Origin of the sequence: Candidatus Palauibacter sp. (assembly GCF_965213655.1) — a bacterium.
Classification (GTDB): domain Bacteria; phylum Gemmatimonadota; class Gemmatimonadetes; order Palauibacterales; family Palauibacteraceae; genus Palauibacter.
Genome location: NZ_CBDBZT010000003.1, coordinates 2,736,635 through 2,756,344, shown reverse-complemented (window position 1 = coordinate 2,756,344; position 19,710 = coordinate 2,736,635). Strand labels below are relative to the sequence as shown.

The window sequence follows — 19,710 nt, the reverse complement described above, 5'->3', positions numbered from 1 at the left end:
CGAGATCAGCGACGGTGAGATCTCCACCTTGTACAGCTCCTTCGGGTGACCCTGACTCCCCCGCGTCGTCATGCCCCACGCGTACAGCGCGGTCACGTTCTCGTCGAACCCGCCCAACCGACGCTGGCCCTTCCTGACGAACTGCGGGTCGAACGTCGAATCACGGTCCCGAGGCACCTCGATCTCGAACTCCGACGTGTCCGTCTTCACTCGCTGCTGCGGCCGGCAGTCTCAACTGATCAACGCAACGGTCCCCGGCGAAGATTTCGCACGGTTTCGAGGCGGCTATTGAGCTGCCGCGCGACGTCATCGAAGTCATCGCCCCGCTAGAGCGGGCAAGACCAGACTGTTTAGCGGAAATCCCTACCCGTTGTGAAACGTCCCTCGTGGGCCGGCTCGGCCTCACCTAAGAAAAATCCTCACCCATCCGACGCTCACCGACGATGGGAGGCATCGCCCTTATCACAGGCCTTATGCGTGGGACCCGAACGACCTACCCCCCTTATGCTTATCGCTAAGGTCACCTCGGCGTCGGTAGCGGGATTCCTCGGCAAGGTGCTCGTGCTCTGTCACTCCCGGCATTCGATCCTCAGCGTAAACTGCCGTGCTCTGGTTGCGATGTTCTCAGTCGGGAGGGCGGGGTCGGACGGAAGGATCTCGTACCGCACCCCCTCGGCGTCGAGGAATGCGCGCGCAATTCCAGCGCTGACCGCGAAGCTGATGTTCTGCGGGATGTCGCCCGTCTCGCGAGCCACGACAAAGGGATCGAGTTTCGCCGTTGCAACCCCAACTACATTGCCGGCGTCGTCTAATACAGGTCCACCGCTACTACCAGGATGGATCGGTGCCGTCATCTGAAACAATCGACGGTCGTTAGAAGGTCCCGCAAGGCTGCTGATGATCCCAGTGGTTACGCTGGGCCCGGAAGAGATGATTCCCTGAAGGGGGAACCCGATCACTACCACGCCCGCCCCCGGTTGTACTCCCCTGCCTCCCCGGAAAATGGCAGGGATCGGCTGGTTCGCGATGTCGTTCTTTAGGAGGGCAAGATCGCTCGCGTCGTCGCGAGCCACGATCTCGGCAGTACCAGTCGGCGGGATGCGCACCTCTCGGCACTGCTCCACCACATGCGCATTCGTGAGTACGTGTCCAGAGCGACTTACGTAGAATCCCGATCCCGTGGTCATGGAGCCTTCTCGGCCGGAGGGTGCAGGAGTAGCGGGCGCGTGGCTTGCCGAGCTGCCAACTGTACCGCAACCGTAAACCTCCGCCTGCACATATGCACCCGAGTTATCGGTGTCCAAGCTGACGATGAGGAAAGTGTCGCCACCGAGCTCCGCCACCCGGTTTCTAACTCGGTTCAACGCCCCACGGCGGTTATCGCCTTGGCCCGCTCCCATCCTCTCGGACTCATCGATCGTGCCGATGAACTCGCAGCGGTTGCGGACGGAGAGATCCGTGGATTCGCGTATCATCGAACCCGCGCGAGTGAGGCCCGTTGCACAGCCGATCAGCGAGACGACTGACGCAAACACGCCGACGAAAGCGAATATTCGCATGAGCCGCTCCGCGTCGATGAGTCCCAGAGGGTAGGAAACGCACGGCGACCTTGACGCTACCTGACGCAGGCTCTTGCGGTCAAGTCCCAGTCCCCCCGGGCACCAGCGCGCGCGCATGTTCAATGGTGACGATCCAGTTCGCGTTCGAACCGTTCGACAATCCGCTCTTCGTGTTGGCCAAGCGCCAACCCTCGGTGGTGTCGTGTCTCGCGCCCTGCGATGGTCTCGGGGACGCGCGGTTCTAGAGGCGATAGAGATTCCTGAACCATGTGACAAAACCCAAGGATTCGGGTCGCCTCGGGTCGAGAACCATGTGGTTCACGGCCTCATGTAATCGAAGTCCCGGCGGATCCTGCCAGGCCAGCCATGTGTAAACTTCTGCCTTTCTCTCGTGTACATTACGGAATGGGGCGCTGTTGCGTCGTGCCTCGCCAACGCAATTCCGTGCCAGTCCGTACAAAGCGGTGGAGTCATTCGGAATCAGTTGGACTAGCAGGTCTTCCAGCATCCCCTTGCAGCGATTGTCAGGCATGATCCAAACACCGAGGCGCGGCCTCTGGCAGTGGACCACCGTAAGGCCCTCGGTGGGTATCTGATCCGGCAAACCAACAAATTCGCTGCCCAAGGATCTCTTGAGTTCATTCCACCGTGCAGACGCATCCCCGTCAGCATCGACCACTATCCCCAAGGCCTCCAGTCTTGACTCCTTCAATTCGGCCTCGACAACCCCCGGCCTCATGATTTCGTCAACGCCACTGAAGGGTTTGATGAACACGGGGGGTTCCTTCTCCGGCCAAGGGACACCGTTGTGTTCTATGAGATAGGGGATCACACGCTTGTCCGTCTCGCCCTCCACCAGCAGCTTGTTGGCGTGACGCAACTCACCTCACCTCGATGTTTCGCTCGGCGGCAGCGACGATGGCCTCGCGGCTGAACGTGACCGCTTCGCCGCGGCTCGAATCTATCCTCTGAATAGTAACGTCGACACCATCACCTTGCGCGACCGCTGCGAGACTCTCGTAGCAGTCGCGGCTGTGCGTCGTCGCGAATACTTGGATGGACCTAGCGGAAGCGGCTTTGCTGAGCATGCGCCACATCGCTTCCATTACCGAGTAATGAAGGCCCGTGTCGATCTCGTCGATGAGCAGCACTCCGCCATCCGCGTCCGCAATGGACAACGCGAGCCCAAGCATGTGCCACATGCCGTCGCCCATGCTCCCAATCGGCACACGATCTTCAACCCCACTGAGTCTGAGCACTACCCCCCCGGGAGCTTCGCGACTGAAACGCGTGCGGTAATCCGCGATGGGAGCGAGGTCTTCGACCTTTGGCTCGACGATCCGAAGGGCCTGCCTGATGATCTCGTGCCTAGGCGTCAGGACGAACTTGCTGAACGCTCGCACGACGTCCCTTGGAGTCATGCGGCTAGTCCTGACGAACTGCACTCCTCGGCTGGAACCGTTCCGCGTGCGAGCTGGCCGTGGCGGGCCGAACAAGAATCCGTCCTCCGTGAATCTGTTCTCCGTGACGAAAGCCTTAACGTCAGCACCCTCCGACCACTCGACCCGCAGGACGAAATTCTCACCGCTGTCTTCAGCCTCCGATTCATCGTTCGGAGAGCTGGACGTGGCTTCGACCCACATCGTCACCTTGTCGTTCCAACCGGCAGGGTGATCGTCGGTGCCGAGGTCTGCTTCGATCTCTATCGTGCCATTCAGCTCGCGGTTCGCGAAGAGGTGGGAGACATCAAGGATTTCTCGACGAGGTCCGGGCGGCACGCGATCGTGTTCTTCATTCGCCAGGCCCCACTCCCCCCGACGCCCCGCGATGGACCACAGCACGTGCGATTCCCCTGCCGACCGGAGCAGTTCGATGCATTCCAGAATCGACGTCTTGCCGCTGTTGTTCGGTCCCACGAGCAGGTTGAGGCGGCCGAGCCCCTCCAGCCGGAAGGTGTCGAGTCCGCGGTAGCCTTGAATCCGTATCGACGAATACAACAGAGTCCCCAAGAAGTCTCATGCCCCGCAGATATCGCACGCACCTCTCATCGTCACCATGGCACTTGGCTTCAACGAGGACGGGGCAGTATGCGCAACAGTATCGAGCCGAACAGGGGGCGCCGCAAGCGCAATGCCACACGGCCAGGCACGCACTCCTCAAGCCACCGAGGGTTACCGGAGAGGGTTCGGTTGCATGCCGCGCACCGCTCCCACGCTCCGGCGGCTCTCCCCCGGATCCGGCCCTGTTCACGCCTAGCCCTCGGCTCAGCGCGACAGCCGGAGCTTGCTGTTGCCCAGCTTCGCCGCCTTCCCGGTCTCCGGATCGACCCTGTTGGCGACCACATGGACATGGGGGTGCCGGGTGTCATCGTGCGCGACGATCAGCGCCTCGTGGCCCTCCAGCCCCAGCGCCTCCAGGCTCCCGTCCACCGCCTGGCTCATCTCTTGCCGGTCGGGCGTCTCGTCCCTCGCCCAACTGAGCGAGTAGTGCAGCACCGGCTTCGCCAGCTTCCGCCCCCCTCGCGCAGCCCCCGCCAGCCGCTTGAGGTCGGGGGCCGCCTTCGCGGTCGCCGCCATCAGCCGCGCGGCCCGCTCCGGCCGAAACGTCGCGAGGTTGCGGGTGTCGGCCCACGCGACCCGCTCCGAAGTCTCCGGACTCCGGTCGTCCGGCGTCGGGGAATCGTGCAGGCAGTACGCCGCGGCACCGGCGAACGAGCGCCCCAGACTGTTGATCTTCGGGATCATCTGTCCAGCGCCTCGCCGCTCAGAAGACCAGCCGCAAGCTCGCCCACCCGCTCGACCGCCTCTGGCGTCCCGTCCGGCGCCGACGCCCCGGAGTTCAGGGCGCGGGCGATCTGGTTTAGATTGACGCCGATCCGGTGGAGTTCGACCCGCTCCCAGGCGCCGAGACGGTGAACGGCCGCCTCGCGAACCGGCTGCCCCAGCGCTCTGCGGCGCATGTAGCCGCCCTTCGTCATGCGGGCCGCCCCGGCCCGCTCAGCGATCTCGGCGGCCTCCGCGGTTGTGACGCGCACGCCGATCGTGCGGGGGTCCTGCGCTCGGCGTCGGGCTTCCGGGGACGAGCCATGTCGGGCGGCCTCCTTCGGTGGCGCACGGAATGTCGTTCGGGGGTCCGGGGGGCGCCCCTCCGGCCAGAGGTTTTCGTAAAGCGAAAACACATCTGGCTCCTCCGCAAACCGCAGAAACCAACGCCCCCGTGGCGCACCCGCGCGAAAGCGCACCGGGGCGCCAACTCTGGACGACGCGCCCGAGCGTCGCGAGGTTTCTAACGTGCAGATCGTGCAGTCCATCATTCGGGAGGTATCGAACGATGGCACGCACGAAACGAAGCCGCCGGAGCTACGGCGCCGGCGAGTGGGGCCGGAACAGGGTCCGGGTGTTCCCAGACCCGAAAACCGGCCTGTTCCAGGTGGAATGGCGCGAGAACGGGCGTAGGCTCACCCGGTCGCTCGGACACCGCGATTGGGCGAGAGCGAAACGGCAGGCCGACGAGTTCGCCGCCGGGTTCGCAAGCCCGGACCTGAACGGCGAGGCAGAAGCCGAGCCCGAGCCGCTCACGCTGGAGACGCTCTTTGAAATCTACGGTGAGGAGGTGACGCCCACCAAAGCGGACAAATCGCGGCGATATGACCGGACTGCGATAAGGATGTTCCTCGGGTTCTTCGGGAGGGACCGCGACCCGGCCACGCTGTCACAGAGGGACTGGGACTGCTTCATCCGGGCACGGAGGTTGGGTCGCGTCGGACCTAGCGGCAAACCCGTGTCCGACCGGGCCGTCGAGTACGATCTGCGGTTCCTGATCGCGGTCCTCAACTGGGCGGCGAAGTCCAGGGACGAGAAGGGGAGGCTTCTTCTTGACTCGAACCCGCTGAGGGGCCTGAAGACGCCCAAGGAGAAGAACCCCACCCGGGTCATCCTCTCCGACGAGGAGTACGCGGCGTTGCTTGGGGTATCCCGGCAGGTCGATTGGCGGTTCCGCGTCGCCCTCGTGCTCGCTCACGAGACCGGACACCGAATCGGTGCGATCCGCCAGCTTCGGTGGGTGGACATCGACTTCGAGGACAGGACCTTCGTGTGGCGTGCGGAGCACGAGAAGACGGGCTACGAGCATGTCACACCGATGACCGACGAGGCGGTCGCGGTGTTGGAGGAGGCGGCGCAACGTGGGGATCCAGAAACCGGGAACGCTCCGGTGTTGCCCGCCCCCGGGGACACCTCGAAGTGCGCGGGCCGATCGCTGGTCCGGAATTGGTGGAACAGAGCCCAACAACTCGCACGACTCGAACCCAAGCGCGGAAGGGGCTGGCACTCGCTGAGGCGGAAGTTCGCTTCCGACCTTATGGCCCTTCCGCTGAAGGTGCTCTGCGAGCTCGGTGGTTGGAAGGAGGCCCAGACGGTGCTGCGCTGTTACCAGCAGGCCGACGCTGGACAACTCAGGAAGGCCTTGGAAAGCCGTCCGAGAGTTCGCGCCTGACCCAAGTCGATTGGCGGGAGTCGAAAAGCGGGAACACGGTGTTCGAGTCCCGTAAGATCAACGATCACAATAGAATGTGAATCCGATGGCTTCCGCTGTAGTAGCAGAAACCTTCCTCGGCGCCGGTGTTGTTCGCGTGGTGACCCGGTGGCCTGATCGCGCAGAACGCGTTTCGTACCTCCCCCGAGACGACCGCATCGATCGCCGTCAGCGCGCCGGACACGGCGAGTTCCGCAACCGGGCCGGACACTTCGATTTCGCGGATCGACGCCACGTGTTCCGGCGTGTGGTGCGCCTCGATGTGCGGCATGGCCGCGGCGGCCGGCGCGAGCGGCACCGTGGCTTCGTCCAGCCCGCGGGCCACGAGTTCCTCCCGAATGCGCACGAGGCGATCCGGGATCTCCGGCGGACGCCCCCCATCCGGCCGGATCAGGACGTGGTCCAGGTAGCGCGGATCCTGGAGGAGTCCGGTCCCCGTGGCGGGGGAAGCGGGCGGGTCGCCCGACGCGGCCTCGGATTCCCCCGAGTCGGGAGTTCCCCCGCAGGACCAGGCGGTAGCGGGCAGCAGGCCGAGTCCCGCGACCCCCAGCGCGGCCTCCTCGACGAACTCCCTGCGCGTGCGGGCGCGTGTGCGGGCGAAATCTCTCGGCGTGCGCATGGCGGGACCCCCTTTCCGGAAAGTAGACTAATCGAAGCCCGACGCGGGTCGCGAGAGTCTGTCGCCAGGGTTCGCACCGGCCTGCCCCAACCCCGAGGTATCCCATGGCCGCCGGAAACACGCGCAGGAACCCTTCTCTCCGTACCCTCCTCCTGCTGGGGAGCGTCGCCGGAGGCATCGTCTTGCTCCATGGTTGCGGCGGAGCCCCGGGAGAGGAGGACACCGACGCGATGGCAGAACCCGAGGAGGCCGCCGACACCCGGATCGTGGATCAACTCGCCGCCGGGGACGCGATCTTCGGACTCTTCTCCGGCGACCACACGCCCGAGGCGGGCGCCGCCATGGCCGCCAACCGTCCGCTCGATTTCGTGTTCTACTCGCTGGAGTCCGGCCCCTTCGACATCCCCGCCCTTCAGGGATATGCGGGCGGGATGGCCGGGGCTTCGATGTACCGCGGCGAGGACCCGCATCCGATGCTGCTCCGCATCCCGCCGATTCGGGACGGGCACGACGAAGCGCGCGACCGCGCCGCGCAGGGACTGGCGGCCGGCGTCTCCGGCATCGTCTACCCCCACGTCGAGACCGCCGAAGAAGCGGCTCTCGCCGTCGATGCGCTCGGTGACGGCGCCTGGCCCGGCAATCCCGACGGCCACTTGATCAGCTTCCTCCTCATCGAGGACCAGCTCGGGATCGACAACGTGCGCGAGATCGTCTCCACCCCCGGCGTGAGCGCCGTCTCCCCGGGGCCTGGCGATCTCCGGCGCGTCTACGACGGAGACATGGAGAAGGTGGAGGAGGCGATCCAGATCGTGCTCGCCGCCTGTCTCGAGTTCGACGTGCCGTGCGGGGTCACGGCGGGTGTGGACGACATCGCCATGCGGATCGAGCAGGGGTTCCGCGTAATCATCGTCACGCAGCCGGAAGCCGTCGCTCTCGGAATGGCCGCCGCCGGCCGCTAGTCACGATACCAGCCGGCTTGTTCGCGCAGGAGTTCGCGCAGGAGGAAAGATGAAGTCCCTCAGCCTGATCACACCGATCGTCACACTCGGCCTCATGCCCGCGGTCGCGCTCGCGCAGGAAGGCTCTGGCGACGGAGGCCGAGACGAGGTCGCACCTTCGCGCTGGGAGTCGAACCACTCCATCGTCGTGAACGGTGAGACCGTCGAATACCAGGCGGTCGTCGGCAGCGTCATCCTCCGCGACGACGAGGAGTACGCGACGGGAGAACTCTTCTACACGGGATACTTCCGGACGAACGGCGGAGACCCCTCCACGCGACCCATCATCTTCGCCTACAACGGGGGACCCGGATCGGCCTCGTTCTGGCTCCACATGGGGATCATGGGGCCGCGCCGCGTGATGACGCCCAACGTGGGCCAGCAGGCGCCGCCCCCGTACCCGCTGGTCGACAACGGGTACACGGTGCTCGACATCGCAGACGTCGTGATGGTGGACCCGATCGGGACCGGATTCAGCCGCCCCGCCGGCGACGCCGACGGAACCCTTTTCTGGGGGATGGACGAGGACGCCTCTTCCCTCACGCAGTTCATCCGCCGTTTCCTGAGCGAGAACCAGCGCTGGAACTCGCCCCGCTACATACTCGGCGAGAGCTACGGCACGACGCGCTCCGTACTGCTGGCCCGTCACCTGCAGAACGCGAACATCGACCTCAACGGGGTCGTGCTCGTCTCCGCCGTCATCGACTTCAACACGCTCCAGTTTCCGGATGGATCTCACATCGGCTTCATCACGAATGTGCCGTCCTTCGCGGTCGCGGCCGAGTACCACGACATGCTGCCGGGAGGACGCCCGGACGACCTCGAGACGTTCATGAAGGAGGTCGAGGCGTGGGCGCTGACCGACTACGCGCAGACGCTGCTCGCCGGCACCGCCGTGGATCCCGAGCAGCGCGCCCGGGTGCTGCGGCAGATGCACGAGTACACGGGGCTGAGCATGGAGTACCTCGACAAGGCCGACCTGCGCGTTTCCGCACCGGAGTTCGAGAAGGAGTTGCTGCGGGACCGGCGGCTCACGCTGGCGCGTCTCGACACGCGCTTCACCGGGCCGACGGGAGACGTGCTCGACCTGACCCCCGACCACGACGCGCAATCCTCGGCCATCAGTTCGGCCTACACCTCCCTCTTCAACACCTACGTGAGGGACGAACTCGGCTACGACGGCGACCGCGAGTACTGGCCCAGCGGGATGGCGCGCCCGTGGAACTGGGAGCGGCAGGGGGGCCGGCGCGGACCGTTCGGGGGCTCGGCGCTCAACGTCGGACCCGACCTCGCGCACGCGATCGAACGCAACCCGCGCCTCGAGGTCCTGCTCATCAACGGGATCTACGACTTCGCGACGCCGTACTTCCCCATCGTGTGGTCGCTGGAGCAACTGGGCCTGCCGCCGGACCTGCGCGACAACATCACCCGCGCGGACTTCGCGGCGGGACACATGATGTACGTAGAGGAGAGCCTGCTCCCGCAGTGGCGGGAGACGCTGGCGGGGTTCATCACGCGGACGGCAGGCGGCAACCTGGTCCCGTAGCGGGACCGCGCGGACCGGCGGCGGCCTTCGCCGTCCTCACCAGATCGTTTCGTAGCGTTCGGGGGCGAGGTCCCAGGTCTTTCCGTACACGTGAAGGCGGTTCGTCGGCCCATCGGGGCCTACGAGCGGCGCGCCCGCGTGGGCCCATGACAGGAGGCTGCCGCGCAGGTTGAGGACGGGTCGGCCCTCCTCCTTCTGCCGCTTCGCGTACTCCGAACTCCGGTGCCCGATCGTGCAGTACGCGACGACGGTCCGGTCCGCGTACCGATCCGGATCCTCTTCGTACTCCTCGGAAGTAATGGAGCCCGGGATCCAGGAGATCTCCCGCTCGCGCTCCGCCCGGGCGTCGACGAGCACCACGCCTCCGGACTCGAGCAGCCGCCCCACCTCTTCGACGGTGACGGCTTCCACCTCCGGAAAGCGCCGTTCGACCTCCTCCACCATCTCTTCCACGCGCGCGAGCTTCTCGGCGTCGGTCAGCCGGGCCTGGCCGGCGCAACCGGTGGCCGCGAAGAGCGCGAGCGTCGGAGCGAGAATCAGAGCTGTCTTGTGTCGTTCCATCGTCGTTCTCCCGGACGGTCCGTTCAGGCGGCGCGGGCGGTCGCGATGCCCTCGGCCAGCGCATCGACGAGCCGGGGAATCGAGTGCGCCGGGGTGGCGCACAGCGCGATCCGCACCGCGCCCTCCATCGGGATGACATACACCCCGGCCTCGCGCATGGTTGCGGCCGTCACCTCTCCGTCCGGTGTGAACACGGATACGAAGAAGCCGCCCTCGTAGCGGGGGTAGGTCAGCCCTGCACCCCCCGCAAGTTCGTTGAAGACCGCGACGCGCTCGTTGAGCAGGCGAATCATCCCCGCGCGCTCCTGCTCGGTACGCCGGCGCAACTCCGGATCGGTGAGGAGTTCGGTGGCGCCGAGCAGCCCGAGGTGGTTGCAGTTCGACCACGTGGCCCGGCACGAGAACCCGAGCGCGTTCGAGATCCGCTCCCGCTCCGCCGCCTCCCGGTGGAGCGCCACGAGCGCCCCCACCCGCGCGCCGTAGAGGGCGAACGACTTCGACACGGTCCAGCCCACGAGAACCGTCGCCGACTCCAGCATACGCGGGATGTAGTTGATCCAGCGGTTGGACGCCTCGTCCCCGAACTTCGCGTACGCGTGGTCGAGGAGGAATGCGATGGGCCCCCGTTGTCCCACATCCCGGACGATCTCCGCCACGGCCTCCCACTCCGCCTCGTCGAGCGAATACCCGGTCGGGTTGTTGCACGGGAAGTTGAAGAGAACGAGCGAGCGCCCCTGCCGTGCGATCTGACCCTCGAGTCCCCTGCGGAAGGCCTCGAGGTCGAGGCGGATCCCGGCGTCGAACATGTTGAACGTCTCGACCGCGCGTCCCGAATGGGTCGAGATCGTATGGTACGGGCCCCAGTAGTAGCTGGGCGTAAGCGCCGCCTGCCTTGGCTCGAGGAAGTTGAGGATCGCGTGGTGGATCGCGCCGGTGCTCCCCGGCGTGGCGACGGCGACCGCCTGCTCGGCCAGGGCGCCCTCCCCGCACAGGTCCGCGATCACCGCGGCCAGGTACGGAGGGTCGCCCGAGATCGGCGCATAGCCGGCGGCACGCGCGTGCGGCACGCGCTCCAGCGCCTCGGCGGCCGCCGGCATCACCGCGAGGCTCCCGTCGTCGTTCATCAACGCGCCGAGCGTCGAGTTGAGGATCGACTCGCCCGCCGCCGCCCGCCGCACCGCCTCCCCGTGCAGGGCGAAGATCGGGTCGTTCCCCTCTCGTGTCGCCGCCTCCGGAATGAGACTGCTGGAAGAACCGGAAAGAGTGGTCATCGCCGTCGTCATCGTCCGCTACCGGACCTTGTTCGAGAAGTTTCCATGGACGCTGTACCGGGCGATGGCACCGTCCTCCCGGTGGAAGATGTACGCCTCTCCCGGTTCGCCGTCATCCCGCACGCGCCGGAAGGTATCTCCGCCCTCGTGCCGCAGCTTCGTCATCCCTTCGAGCGGATCGTTCGAGGGAACGCCGAGCGCCGCGAGACCATCGTCCCAGCGGAGGATGACCGTCTCACCCCACGTGGACTGATACAGGCCCTCGTATTCGGCGAGCGAAGCGGGGCGCGCGGTCCCGCCCCCCGGGTCGCCTTGAATTTCCTCGAGGGCCGCGCCGAGGGTCGCCATCATCTTCGTCCACACATCGGTGGGATTGGCGAGGGCGTTCATCATCACCGCGCCCGCCTGCTTCTTCGCCGGAATCAGCTGGAAGGTCGAGCGGAAGCCCGGGCAACTCCCTCCGTGGCCCACCGTGCGCTCCCCGTCGCGCCGGGCGACCGCGAAGCCCAGGCCCCACATCGTGTCGAAGTCGGGGTCCACCCAGTGCACGCGGTGCATCTCCCTCAGCGAGTTCACGTCGAGGATCTCCGTCCCCCCGTTCTCCAGCAGCCGGAACTGCCACGAGGCGAGGCGCGCCAAATCCTCGACGGTGGAGGCGAACCCCGCCGCGGAGGCCATCCCCAGCGCCTGGAAGAAGGGGGCCTCGGCCCGTGTGCCGTCCCGTTCGAGCCGCGAGTACCCCGTGGCGTAGCGGCCGCCTCTGTGCTCGACCGGGATGTCGGGGTACGTGTCCGACATCCCCAGCGGCTCCAGGATCCGGCTCCGGATGTATTCGTCGTACCCCATCCCCGAAGCCTGCTCGATCAACTGCCCCGCCAGCGCCATCCCCAGGTTCGAGTACTGGAAGTAGCGGCGTCCGGGATAGAGCGTCTCCTGCTCCGCGAGCCCTTCGATGATCTCGTCCGCCGTGGGGAAGGGATGGTCGGGACCCGTCCAGTACGGGTGCGCCGATTCGCGCGGCAGTCCCGAGGAGTGGGTGAGGATCCCCTCCACATTCACGCTCGGACCGTCGGCGTACACCTGTTCGAGGTTGTACCACGGGAGGTGGTCGGAGACGGGGTCGTCGAGATGGAGCTTGCCCTCGTCCCGCTGCTGCATCACCCCGATCGAGGTGAAGAGCTTCGAGATCGAGCACCCCGAATACATGGTCGACGGAGTGGCCGGGACCCCGGTCTCGCGGTGCGCGTACCCGTAGCCCTGCGCCCACACGAGATCCTGGTCGTGCACGAGCGCCGCCGACACGCCGGGAATCTTCTCGTACGCCATCTTCGCGTCGAGCCACGCCTCGAACAGCGCCACCGCCTGCTCGAAGCGGGGATCGTTCACGGGATCGCCGTTCCCCTGGGCGCACCCCGACGCGGGGACCGCGAGCAGGATGGTGCAGACGAGGGCGACGACAGGACGCCACGGACGGCGTCGGGGCGAACGGATCATGGGGCGCCTCCTGGGGAACGGGGACATCGCTCAACTCTGGCGCGAACGCGGGGGGTGCGCCACCCTTCGGCATGGTTCTTCCACCTGTCTTCCACCTGCATGAAAGGACCGAGACATGCGGAGATTCGTCCTGGCCGCCGCCCTCGCGCTGGGCGTCGCCGGCATGCTCGCTATCGGAGATGCGGATCCGGTGAGCGCGCAGGAGGCCCAACTCCTCGCCGTGGGCGAGATGGCGCCCGACTTCGCGCTCCCCGGCGCGACTCGGTACGGCGCGCTGGAAAACCCGATCCGGCTCAGCGACTACCGGGGGGAGACGGTCGTTCTGGCCTTCTTCTTCAGAGTCAGAACGCGTGGCTGAACGGTTCAGATGAGAGCGTACCGTGATCAGTACGCAAGCGTTTTCAACGAGGGCCGCAACGTGGTCCTCGTCGGCATCTCGAACGACCCGGTCGACGAACTCGCGTCATGGCTGAAGGACGAGGACTTCCCCTTCCTGTTCGCGAGCGACCTGCATAACGACGGGACGACCTACGTCGCCTTCGGCGGAGGGTTGAGAGACAGCAACGCGGTGGACAGCCGCGCGGTGATCGTCGTCGGCCCGGACGGCCGCGTGGCCGGCGTGATCCCGAGCTTCAATCAGGTCGATCCCGCCGCTTACGACGAACTCGCCGCCATCATCGACGAGGTGACGCCGGAACCCGCCGACCCGTAGGCGCTAGTCCTCTCCCGCTTGCTGAGCTGAGAGGATTCCGGTGACGGCCCCGACGAGGTCCTGGTCGGGGCCGACGCCGGTGTACGCCACCTTCCCGTCCGCGTCGAGAATCACGACGATCGAGGTCGTGGTCGCCGAGTAGGCGCGCACCGCTTCGCCCTCGGCATCCCACAGATAGGGGTACCCCGCCCCGTGTGCCTCCGCGTGCCGCCTCACCCGCCGCAGCGACTGTGCCACCGCGACGGCAACGGCGACGACGTTCACCTGCTCCCCGTAGTCCGCCACCACTTCGTCGATCTCGGGCTGCAGCGCCTCGCACTGCTCGCACCACGAGGCCCAGAACTCGATGAGCGTGGGCTTGCCGGCGGCGTAGTCGAGGAGCTGGACATCGTTGCCGTCCAGATCCTGGAGCGCGGCATCCGGCGCCTGCGTTCCCGTGGGGAGGCTGACCTGCCCCTCCCCTGACTGGGCGCGCAGCGGATCCGCGGCGACGAGCCACGCCAGCCCCGCGAGGGTCACGACGGTGCGCCTCGTTCCACGCGCCATGTACGACTGCTTCAGGTTCTTCGCGCTCACAGGAAGTATCCCGCCCGGATGAGGTAGAACTGTGCCATCCCGATCATGATGACAGCCGCGGCCCGCTTCATCCAGATCATCCACGTCCCCGACTTCGGCAGAACCGCGACCGTCCCCGAGAAGAGACCCACCGCGATGAGCACCGCGGTCATGCCGATCGAGAAGGCGAACAGGTACACGAACCCCATGAGCCCGGCCTGTTCGGCGACGACCCAGGTGAGGACGACGGCGAAGGCGGGGGCGCCACACGGCGCGGCCACGATGCCGGACGTCGCGCCGAGGACGAACACGGCCCGGTAGGACCCGCCGCCGCGGCTGCTCGCCCACGCCAGGAGCCGCTTCGGCACCGGGACGGGAAACACGTCGAGCATGAACAGCGAGAAGAAGAGCAGCAGGTTCCCGGTCGCGAACAGCGCCCAGAAGCTGGCCCCGATCGAGCCGAGCACGGTGCCGCTGAGGCCGGCGATGACGCCCAGTAGCGAGTAGAGGAGCGCGAGACCCAGCGCGTACGTAAGCGTGAGGCCGATGGTGCGCTTTCGCGGCTGATCCTCGCCCGCCGTGCCCGAGATGACCGAGAACGTGATGGGGATCATCGGCCAGATGCAGGGGTTCGTGCTCGTGAGGACGCCCGCTCCGAAGAGGGCGCCGAGAGCCAGTAACGGGTTGTCGGAGAGCGCCGGCAGGAGCCCGCCCGCAGGCTCCACCTGCGCCGCCGCGAGGACGACGGTTTCGACGGCGCCCGTCCCAAAGGCGCCCGCCACGAGCGAGGTGATCACGGGACCAGCGGCTCAGCCGGGGGACCGCCGAAGACAACCACGCCGTCCTTCACCACCAGATCGATGTTGCGCAGATCGGCGATGTCTTCGAGCGGGTCGCCGTCCACGAGGATCAGGTGCGCGCGGCGGCCCGGCTGCACGGTCCCGAAGTCGTCCTCCTTCCCGAGCCAGCGCGCGCCGTTCGCGGTCGCGGCCCGCAGGATGGCGGCGTTCGGCACACCAGCCTTCGCGTACGCCTCGAGTTCGTTGAACAGCCCGACGTTGTCCGTGCCCGCGAGGAGCGGAACGCCGACCTCCACCGCTCGCCGGACGAACTCGCCCATGCGCTCGTACGCCTGCTGTCCGTTGTGGAACTCCTCGAGCGAGAAGCGCGTGCGGTCGCCGTCATCGATCTCCTGGATGAAGAGGGTCGGATCGAGTGCCGTCTCCGTCTCGGCCATGAGTTCGAGGAGCGACATGACCTCGGGACTCGCCGGATCGATCTCCCGCCAGTCGGCCTGCATGCGTCCGACGGGGTTCCGCCCGCCGTCGAGCGACATGTCGCGGCCGTCGGCCTGGATCTCGGGCGGCAGGAAGTCGCGCCACACCCTGATGTGGTTGAACCCGCTGGTCCCGGCCTCGATCGCCTGCCGCCAGCTCGTGCGGACGCCGATGTGGCCCGTGACCGGGAGCCCCTGCACGCGCGCCTCCGCCACAACGGCGGCAAGGACGTCGGGGTCGAGGAGGAAGTACGCCTTGAGCAGGTCGACGCCCTGTTCCTTGAGCGCGCGGACGAGCGCCGGGGCGGCGGCGGGATCGTCGATGCTCACGTCGACCATGGGGTGGTAGCCGGCGGAGCCATCGATCAGCGGACCGGCCGTGTACACATCGGGGCCGGCCAGCACGCCCAACCGCACCGCGTCCTTGAAGTCCATGGCGTCCTGGATCGCCGAGCCGGGGTCGCGGATCGCGGTGACGCCGGCGGCCAGGAGGTCGGCGCCGGCGAGGGGCTGCCAGTAGTGGTAGTGGTTGTCCATCAGGCCCGGGAGCAGCATGCGACCGCCCCCGTCGATGACCGGCGTTCCGGCCCCGACATCGGGAACCCCCGCGTCTTCCCCGGTCCGTACCTCGGCGATCCTCCCGTCCCGGACCAGCACCGCCGCCGCGGGGACCGCCCCGTCCCCCGTGCCGTCGAACAGGCGAACATTCGTGATCAGCAGATCGTTGGCGGGGTCCTCGGCGATCTCGAAGCGAGCCTCGAAGGGGATCGCCGTGAACTCCCAGCTTTCCAGATCCAGCCGCTGCATCCGCCGGCCGCCGAGAACGAGCAGCCACTCGCCGGAGGGGTGGAACGCGAGTTGCTTCTGGTCGAAGGGGCTCATGAAAAGCTGCCGTTGTCCAGGCACCGACACCACGATCTCATCGTAGCCGTCCTGCGTCCGGACGTGCGCCCGGCGGGTTCCATCCGGACTCCACGCCACGGCCATCTCCCGTTCCGGTGTATCCGTGACCCGCTCGAGCGACATCTCTTCCAGATCGAGTTCGTACAGGTCCGTGCCGTCGAAGCGCCCGGTCTCGAAGAGGATGCGGTTCCCGTCCGGCGAGAGGGCGAACGACCACTCGTGCCAGTTCTGCGTGTGCGTGATCTGTTCGGCCTCGCCGCCCGCCAGCGGGATCCGCCACACGTGCGCCTCGTACTGTGAGCGGTCGTCCACGAAGAAAAGTTGGCTTCCGTCCGGATGGAACTGCATGTGCCCGACCGACCCCGGGACGCTGTGCAGGAAGCGGACGCCCCCCGTGGCCATGTTGCGCACGAGGATGTCGGCCCCTTGGCGAGATCTCGCCGCGTAGGTCAGGAAGCGGCCGTCCGGCGACCAGGCGGGCCGCGTGTCCCACGAAGCCCCGTCCGTGAGCTGGCGGGCGGTGCCGCCCTCGGCGGGAAGCGTCCAGATCTTGCCCAGGATGGAGACGGCAATCGTCGACCCGTCCGGCGAGAACGCGGGATCCCGGGCCCCGATGTCCACCGTCACATACGACTGCGCCTGAAGCGCCCCGACTCCGGCCGCGGGACCCGTCACGACCGCGAAAGCCGCCACCGCCGCGGCGAGCCCGAGCCTCCACCTCGACGACGAGCTGATCTGGCTCATCCCGGCAGCTCTCCGTTGAGTTCCATGTACACGCGCTGAATGGCGCGCGGCTTCTGGCTGTCCCGCAGCGACCAGTCCTCGATGTCGCCGAACATGACGGCCGCGGCCGCCTCCTCGGCGCTCAGGCCCTCGCCGTGGAGCCGCGTCGCCTCCTCCACGACCCGCTGCACCGCATCACGAAACGACACCAGCCCCGCCTCGAGGATCTCCGGCGACTCCATCACGCCGTGCCCCGGCACGTAGACATCCACGTCCATCTCCAGCGAACGGTCCAGCATGGCCACCCACTCGGACGGGTAGGCCGAGCGCATGGCCGGGAAGATGTGCTTCAGGTACGTCTCGCTCATGAACAGCACCTTCCCCTCTGGCACGTACACGACGAGGTCCCCACCCGTGTGCGCACGACCGAGGTGCAGGAGCTGAATTTCGCGACCGCCGAGTTCGAGCACGGTTTCGTCCCCCACGATCTCGGTCGGGACGATGACCGGGGGCGCGTCCTCGGGCCGGTTCGGGTTGGCCGCGCTCGCCTCCAGGATCGCAGCGGAGGTGGGGTGCGCGAGGAACCGAGCCTCTGCCGGGAAGGCAGAGTTCCCGCCCGTGTGATCCCCGTGATCCGAAGCGACGACGACGTGCGTAATCGGCTGCTCCGTCATGTCCGCGATCGTGTCGACGAGCCGCTGCGTCTCCTCGGGGTTCTCCTGCCCATCCGCGACGAGCACCCCCTCCGGCGTGATGACGATGAGGCTCACCGTCGTGATGATCTCGCCCCCCGTTGGGTGGATCTGCTCGTACGCGTAGACGTTCTCGGCGACCTCGATCACCCGCGGATAGTCGGCGTCCGTGAACCCATGCTCGTACGGATCCGACGTCGCCGGCCCCGCCACCTCGGTCGCCGCTGGGTCCGACGCCTGCTCCGAGGAGTTGTCGCCGGGCGCACCGCAGGCGACAACGAGAACGAGGGCTGGCCACAAGCTCCGCCGAGGGATGCATCGCACCATTCTGAACTCTCCAGTTGTGGAACTGCGTCGACCCGAATCTTCTCCCATCGGAGCGAGCGCCCGCCAGCCCTGCCTGCGATGCCGCACCGTTGAGACTGGTCGGGAAGCGCCGCGATATGCTAGCGTTGGGGGTTGGAGTCGGTCCCCCGCTCGCTGAAAACGAGGTGTGCCATGAGAGAGTCCCGATTGATCCTCCCCTTGCTCGCGCTGTTCGCCGTTTCGGCCTCGGCGCTGGCGGGCCAGCAGCGAAACATGACGCCCGAAGAGCGGGCCCGGATGGCGGCGGAGCGCGAGCGCCGCACACAGGAGGAACTCGTGTCGGAGCGGCCCATCGAGGCGTTCGACACGGTGTGGATCGAGGAGATGACGTGGATGGAGGTCCGGGACGCGATGGCGGCCGGGAAAACCACCGCGATCATCACGACCGGCGGTATCGAGCAGAACGGGCCGTACCTCGCCACCGGCAAGCACAACTACGTACTGCAGGGTGCCTGTGAGGGCGTGGCCCGCGAACTTGGAAACGCGCTCTGCGCGCCGATCATCAAGCTTGTCCCCGAGGGGGATATCGACGAGCCGTCAGGCCACATGCGGTATCCGGGGACGATCAGCCTGCGGCAGGAGACGTTCGAGGCGGTGCTGGATGACGTGGCGTCGAGCCTCAGGGCGCACGGCTTCGAACACATCATCCTGTTCGGCGACAGCGGCGGGAACCAGTCGGGCATGGAGGCGGTCGCCGCGCGGTTGAACGGGCGCTGGTACGACGGGCAGGCGCACTTCATCCCCGAGTTCTACCGCTACCGCGACGTCCACCAGTGGATGAATGACGAGCTCGGCATCTTCGAGACGGATCCGGAAGGGATCCACGACGACTTCGTGATCACCGCGATCATGATGGTGGAGGACCCGGCGATGGTGCGCTACGACGAGCGCGTGGCGGCGGGTCGGGCCAGCATCAACGGCGTCTCCATCGCCCCGAAGGAGGAAGCGGTCGCCACGGGCAAGAAGCTGCTCCGCTTCCGCGTGGAGGAGACGGTGAAGGCGATCCGGGCCTCGATCGAGGCGAGCATGGCGGAAGCGGGCCGATGAGACCTGTCCGCATCCTGGCGTCCGCCGCGGTCATCGTGACGCTGGGCGCCGAGACGCTGCCGCTCGCGGGTCAGATCCCTCTCGGGAACCCGAGCGGCCGGGGCCAGACCGTCACCCCCGCCTTCGAGGGCTGGTACACGAACGCGAACGGCACGCTGTCCCTCTCGTTCGGCTACTTCAACCGCAATTTCGAGGAGACTATCGAGGTGCCGTTGGGGCCGGACAACATGATCGAGCCGACGGAGTTTCAGGGCGCCCAGCCCACGTCCTTTGCGCCGCGGCGCCATTACGGCGTTTTCGTCGTCCGTGTCCCGGCGGATTTCGGCGAGGGGAACGTCTACTGGACGCTGAAGATGCGCGGACAGACGTTCCGCATCCCCGGCCACCTGCACCGTGACTGGCAGATCGACGCCCTCAAGGGCGAAGCCGGCGACGGGAACACGCCTCCCGTCCTCCGCCTTGGAGCCGGCGAGGAAGGGGCGGGACCGGCTGGCGCGTGGGGAGGACCCCTCACGGCCCGGGTGGGTGAACCGCTCGACGTGAGCGTACACGTGCGGGACGACGGCGTCGGACGCAGCCACTTCGTCGCGGGAAGCCGGGACGGCTCGCCCGTGAACCTCACCTGGTTCAAGCACCAGGGTCCGGGCGACGTGAAGTTCGGCGAGCGGACCGCCCGCGTTCCACACGGCGGAGCCGAGGTCTCGACGCCGGTCACGTTCAGTGAACCGGGCGAGTACATCCTGCGCGTGCGCGCGAACGACGGATCGGGCGTCTCCGCCGCCGGTCACGCACAATGCTGCTGGACGAACGGATTCGTTCGGGTCATCGTAAACCCGTGACGAGACGCCTTCCGAG

General features: G+C 67.1%; 20 protein-coding genes and 1 pseudogene. 7 read left to right on the top strand and 14 right to left on the bottom strand.

Annotated features, from left to right (window positions below):
• Positions 1-48: 48 nt before the first annotated feature.
• From ACOOGH_RS14345 to ACOOGH_RS14320, 6 genes and pseudogenes are all read right to left on the bottom strand, one after another.
• Positions 49-177: pseudogene (locus ACOOGH_RS14345) on the bottom strand (transposase); the annotation flags it as partial.
• Between the two features lie 392 nt (positions 178-569).
• Positions 570-1,559: a trypsin-like peptidase domain-containing protein gene (locus ACOOGH_RS14340; RefSeq protein ID WP_420449566.1), complete on the bottom strand. Its 990-nt coding sequence runs from the start codon at positions 1,557-1,559 to the stop codon at positions 570-572.
• Between the two features lie 241 nt (positions 1,560-1,800).
• A complete protein-coding gene (locus ACOOGH_RS14335; protein WP_420449565.1) occupies positions 1,801-2,439 on the bottom strand; it encodes a DUF3226 domain-containing protein in 639 nt (212 codons plus the stop codon).
• 1 nt (position 2,440) lies between these two features.
• On the bottom strand, positions 2,441-3,556 hold the full coding sequence (locus ACOOGH_RS14330) for an AAA family ATPase (RefSeq protein WP_420450138.1): 1,116 nt from the start codon (positions 3,554-3,556) through the stop codon (positions 2,441-2,443).
• Positions 3,557-3,823: 267 nt separating this feature from the next.
• Positions 3,824-4,303 carry a relaxase/mobilization nuclease domain-containing protein gene (locus ACOOGH_RS14325; RefSeq protein ID WP_420449564.1) on the bottom strand — a complete coding sequence of 160 codons (480 nt, stop codon included), beginning with the start codon at positions 4,301-4,303 and terminating at the stop codon, positions 3,824-3,826.
• Positions 4,300-4,593, bottom strand: coding sequence for a plasmid mobilization protein (locus ACOOGH_RS14320; RefSeq protein ID WP_420449563.1), 294 nt, complete (start codon positions 4,591-4,593; stop codon positions 4,300-4,302). The genes ACOOGH_RS14325 and ACOOGH_RS14320 overlap by 4 nt, the downstream gene beginning before the upstream one ends.
• 296 nt (positions 4,594-4,889) lie before the next feature.
• On the opposite strand from ACOOGH_RS14320, the gene ACOOGH_RS14315 reads away from it, so the two are divergent.
• Positions 4,890-6,053 (top strand): tyrosine-type recombinase/integrase, encoded by a 1,164-nt coding sequence (locus ACOOGH_RS14315; RefSeq protein ID WP_420449562.1) that lies wholly within the window; start codon positions 4,890-4,892, stop codon positions 6,051-6,053.
• A 64-nt stretch (positions 6,054-6,117) separates the two neighbouring features.
• On the opposite strand, the gene ACOOGH_RS14310 is transcribed toward ACOOGH_RS14315, so the two are convergent.
• Positions 6,118-6,711, bottom strand: a complete 594-nt coding sequence (locus ACOOGH_RS14310; protein ID WP_420449561.1) for a hypothetical protein — start codon at positions 6,709-6,711, stop codon at positions 6,118-6,120.
• A 230-nt stretch (positions 6,712-6,941) separates the two neighbouring features.
• On the opposite strand from ACOOGH_RS14310, the gene ACOOGH_RS14305 reads away from it, so the two are divergent.
• Both ACOOGH_RS14305 and ACOOGH_RS14300 read left to right on the top strand, forming a co-directional pair.
• The gene (locus ACOOGH_RS14305) at positions 6,942-7,670 is read left to right on the top strand and encodes an aldolase/citrate lyase family protein (RefSeq protein WP_420449560.1); all 729 of its coding nucleotides are present in this window, start codon (positions 6,942-6,944) and stop codon (positions 7,668-7,670) included.
• 49 nt (positions 7,671-7,719) lie between these two features.
• Entirely contained in the window at positions 7,720-9,255 is a 1,536-nt protein-coding gene (locus ACOOGH_RS14300; RefSeq protein WP_420449559.1) for a S10 family peptidase, read from the top strand.
• A gap of 36 nt (positions 9,256-9,291) precedes the next feature.
• Here ACOOGH_RS14300 and ACOOGH_RS14295 read toward each other — a convergent pair whose 3' ends face one another.
• Genes ACOOGH_RS14295 through ACOOGH_RS14285 form a run of 3 tightly spaced genes read right to left on the bottom strand, consistent with a single transcriptional unit; the run spans position 9,292 to position 12,581 of the window.
• Positions 9,292-9,816 (bottom strand): rhodanese-like domain-containing protein, encoded by a 525-nt coding sequence (locus tag ACOOGH_RS14295; RefSeq protein ID WP_420449558.1) that lies wholly within the window; start codon positions 9,814-9,816, stop codon positions 9,292-9,294.
• 23 nt (positions 9,817-9,839) lie between these two features.
• Positions 9,840-11,087: a pyridoxal phosphate-dependent aminotransferase gene (locus ACOOGH_RS14290; protein WP_420449557.1), complete on the bottom strand. Its 1,248-nt coding sequence runs from the start codon at positions 11,085-11,087 to the stop codon at positions 9,840-9,842.
• 18 nt (positions 11,088-11,105) lie between these two features.
• Positions 11,106-12,581 (bottom strand): serine hydrolase domain-containing protein, encoded by a 1,476-nt coding sequence (locus ACOOGH_RS14285; RefSeq protein WP_420449556.1) that lies wholly within the window; start codon positions 12,579-12,581, stop codon positions 11,106-11,108.
• A 115-nt stretch (positions 12,582-12,696) separates the two neighbouring features.
• Here ACOOGH_RS14285 and ACOOGH_RS14280 point away from each other — a divergent pair, with 115 nt between their 5' ends.
• Together ACOOGH_RS14280 and ACOOGH_RS14275 are read left to right on the top strand one after the other, a co-directional pair.
• Positions 12,697-12,939 (top strand): hypothetical protein, encoded by a 243-nt coding sequence (locus ACOOGH_RS14280; protein WP_420449555.1) that lies wholly within the window; start codon positions 12,697-12,699, stop codon positions 12,937-12,939.
• A gap of 9 nt (positions 12,940-12,948) precedes the next feature.
• Positions 12,949-13,293, top strand: a complete 345-nt coding sequence (locus ACOOGH_RS14275) for a peroxiredoxin family protein (protein WP_420449554.1) — start codon at positions 12,949-12,951, stop codon at positions 13,291-13,293.
• 3 nt (positions 13,294-13,296) lie between these two features.
• Here ACOOGH_RS14275 and ACOOGH_RS14270 read toward each other — a convergent pair whose 3' ends face one another.
• From ACOOGH_RS14270 to ACOOGH_RS14255, 4 genes are read right to left on the bottom strand one after another with little or no spacing between them, the layout of a single operon-like run.
• Positions 13,297-13,869, bottom strand: coding sequence for a TlpA family protein disulfide reductase (locus ACOOGH_RS14270; RefSeq protein ID WP_420449553.1), 573 nt, complete (start codon positions 13,867-13,869; stop codon positions 13,297-13,299).
• Positions 13,866-14,645: a cytochrome c biogenesis protein CcdA gene (locus tag ACOOGH_RS14265; RefSeq protein ID WP_420449552.1), complete on the bottom strand. Its 780-nt coding sequence runs from the start codon at positions 14,643-14,645 to the stop codon at positions 13,866-13,868. Before ACOOGH_RS14265 ends, ACOOGH_RS14270 begins: the two co-directional genes overlap by 4 nt.
• Positions 14,642-16,771, bottom strand: coding sequence for an amidohydrolase family protein (locus tag ACOOGH_RS14260; RefSeq protein ID WP_420449551.1), 2,130 nt, complete (start codon positions 16,769-16,771; stop codon positions 14,642-14,644). The genes ACOOGH_RS14265 and ACOOGH_RS14260 overlap by 4 nt, the downstream gene beginning before the upstream one ends.
• Complete coding sequence (locus ACOOGH_RS14255) at positions 16,768-17,655, bottom strand: MBL fold metallo-hydrolase (protein ID WP_420449550.1); 888 nt, start codon at positions 17,653-17,655, stop codon at positions 16,768-16,770. The genes ACOOGH_RS14260 and ACOOGH_RS14255 overlap by 4 nt, the downstream gene beginning before the upstream one ends.
• A gap of 285 nt (positions 17,656-17,940) precedes the next feature.
• Between ACOOGH_RS14255 and ACOOGH_RS14250 the strand changes: the two genes are divergently transcribed.
• Together ACOOGH_RS14250 and ACOOGH_RS14245 are read left to right on the top strand one after the other, a co-directional pair.
• A complete protein-coding gene (locus ACOOGH_RS14250) occupies positions 17,941-18,855 on the top strand; it encodes a creatininase family protein (protein WP_420449549.1) in 915 nt (304 codons plus the stop codon).
• Positions 18,852-19,694, top strand: a complete 843-nt coding sequence (locus tag ACOOGH_RS14245; protein ID WP_420449548.1) for a hypothetical protein — start codon at positions 18,852-18,854, stop codon at positions 19,692-19,694. The genes ACOOGH_RS14250 and ACOOGH_RS14245 overlap by 4 nt, the downstream gene beginning before the upstream one ends.
• Positions 19,695-19,710: the final 16 nt, after the last annotated feature.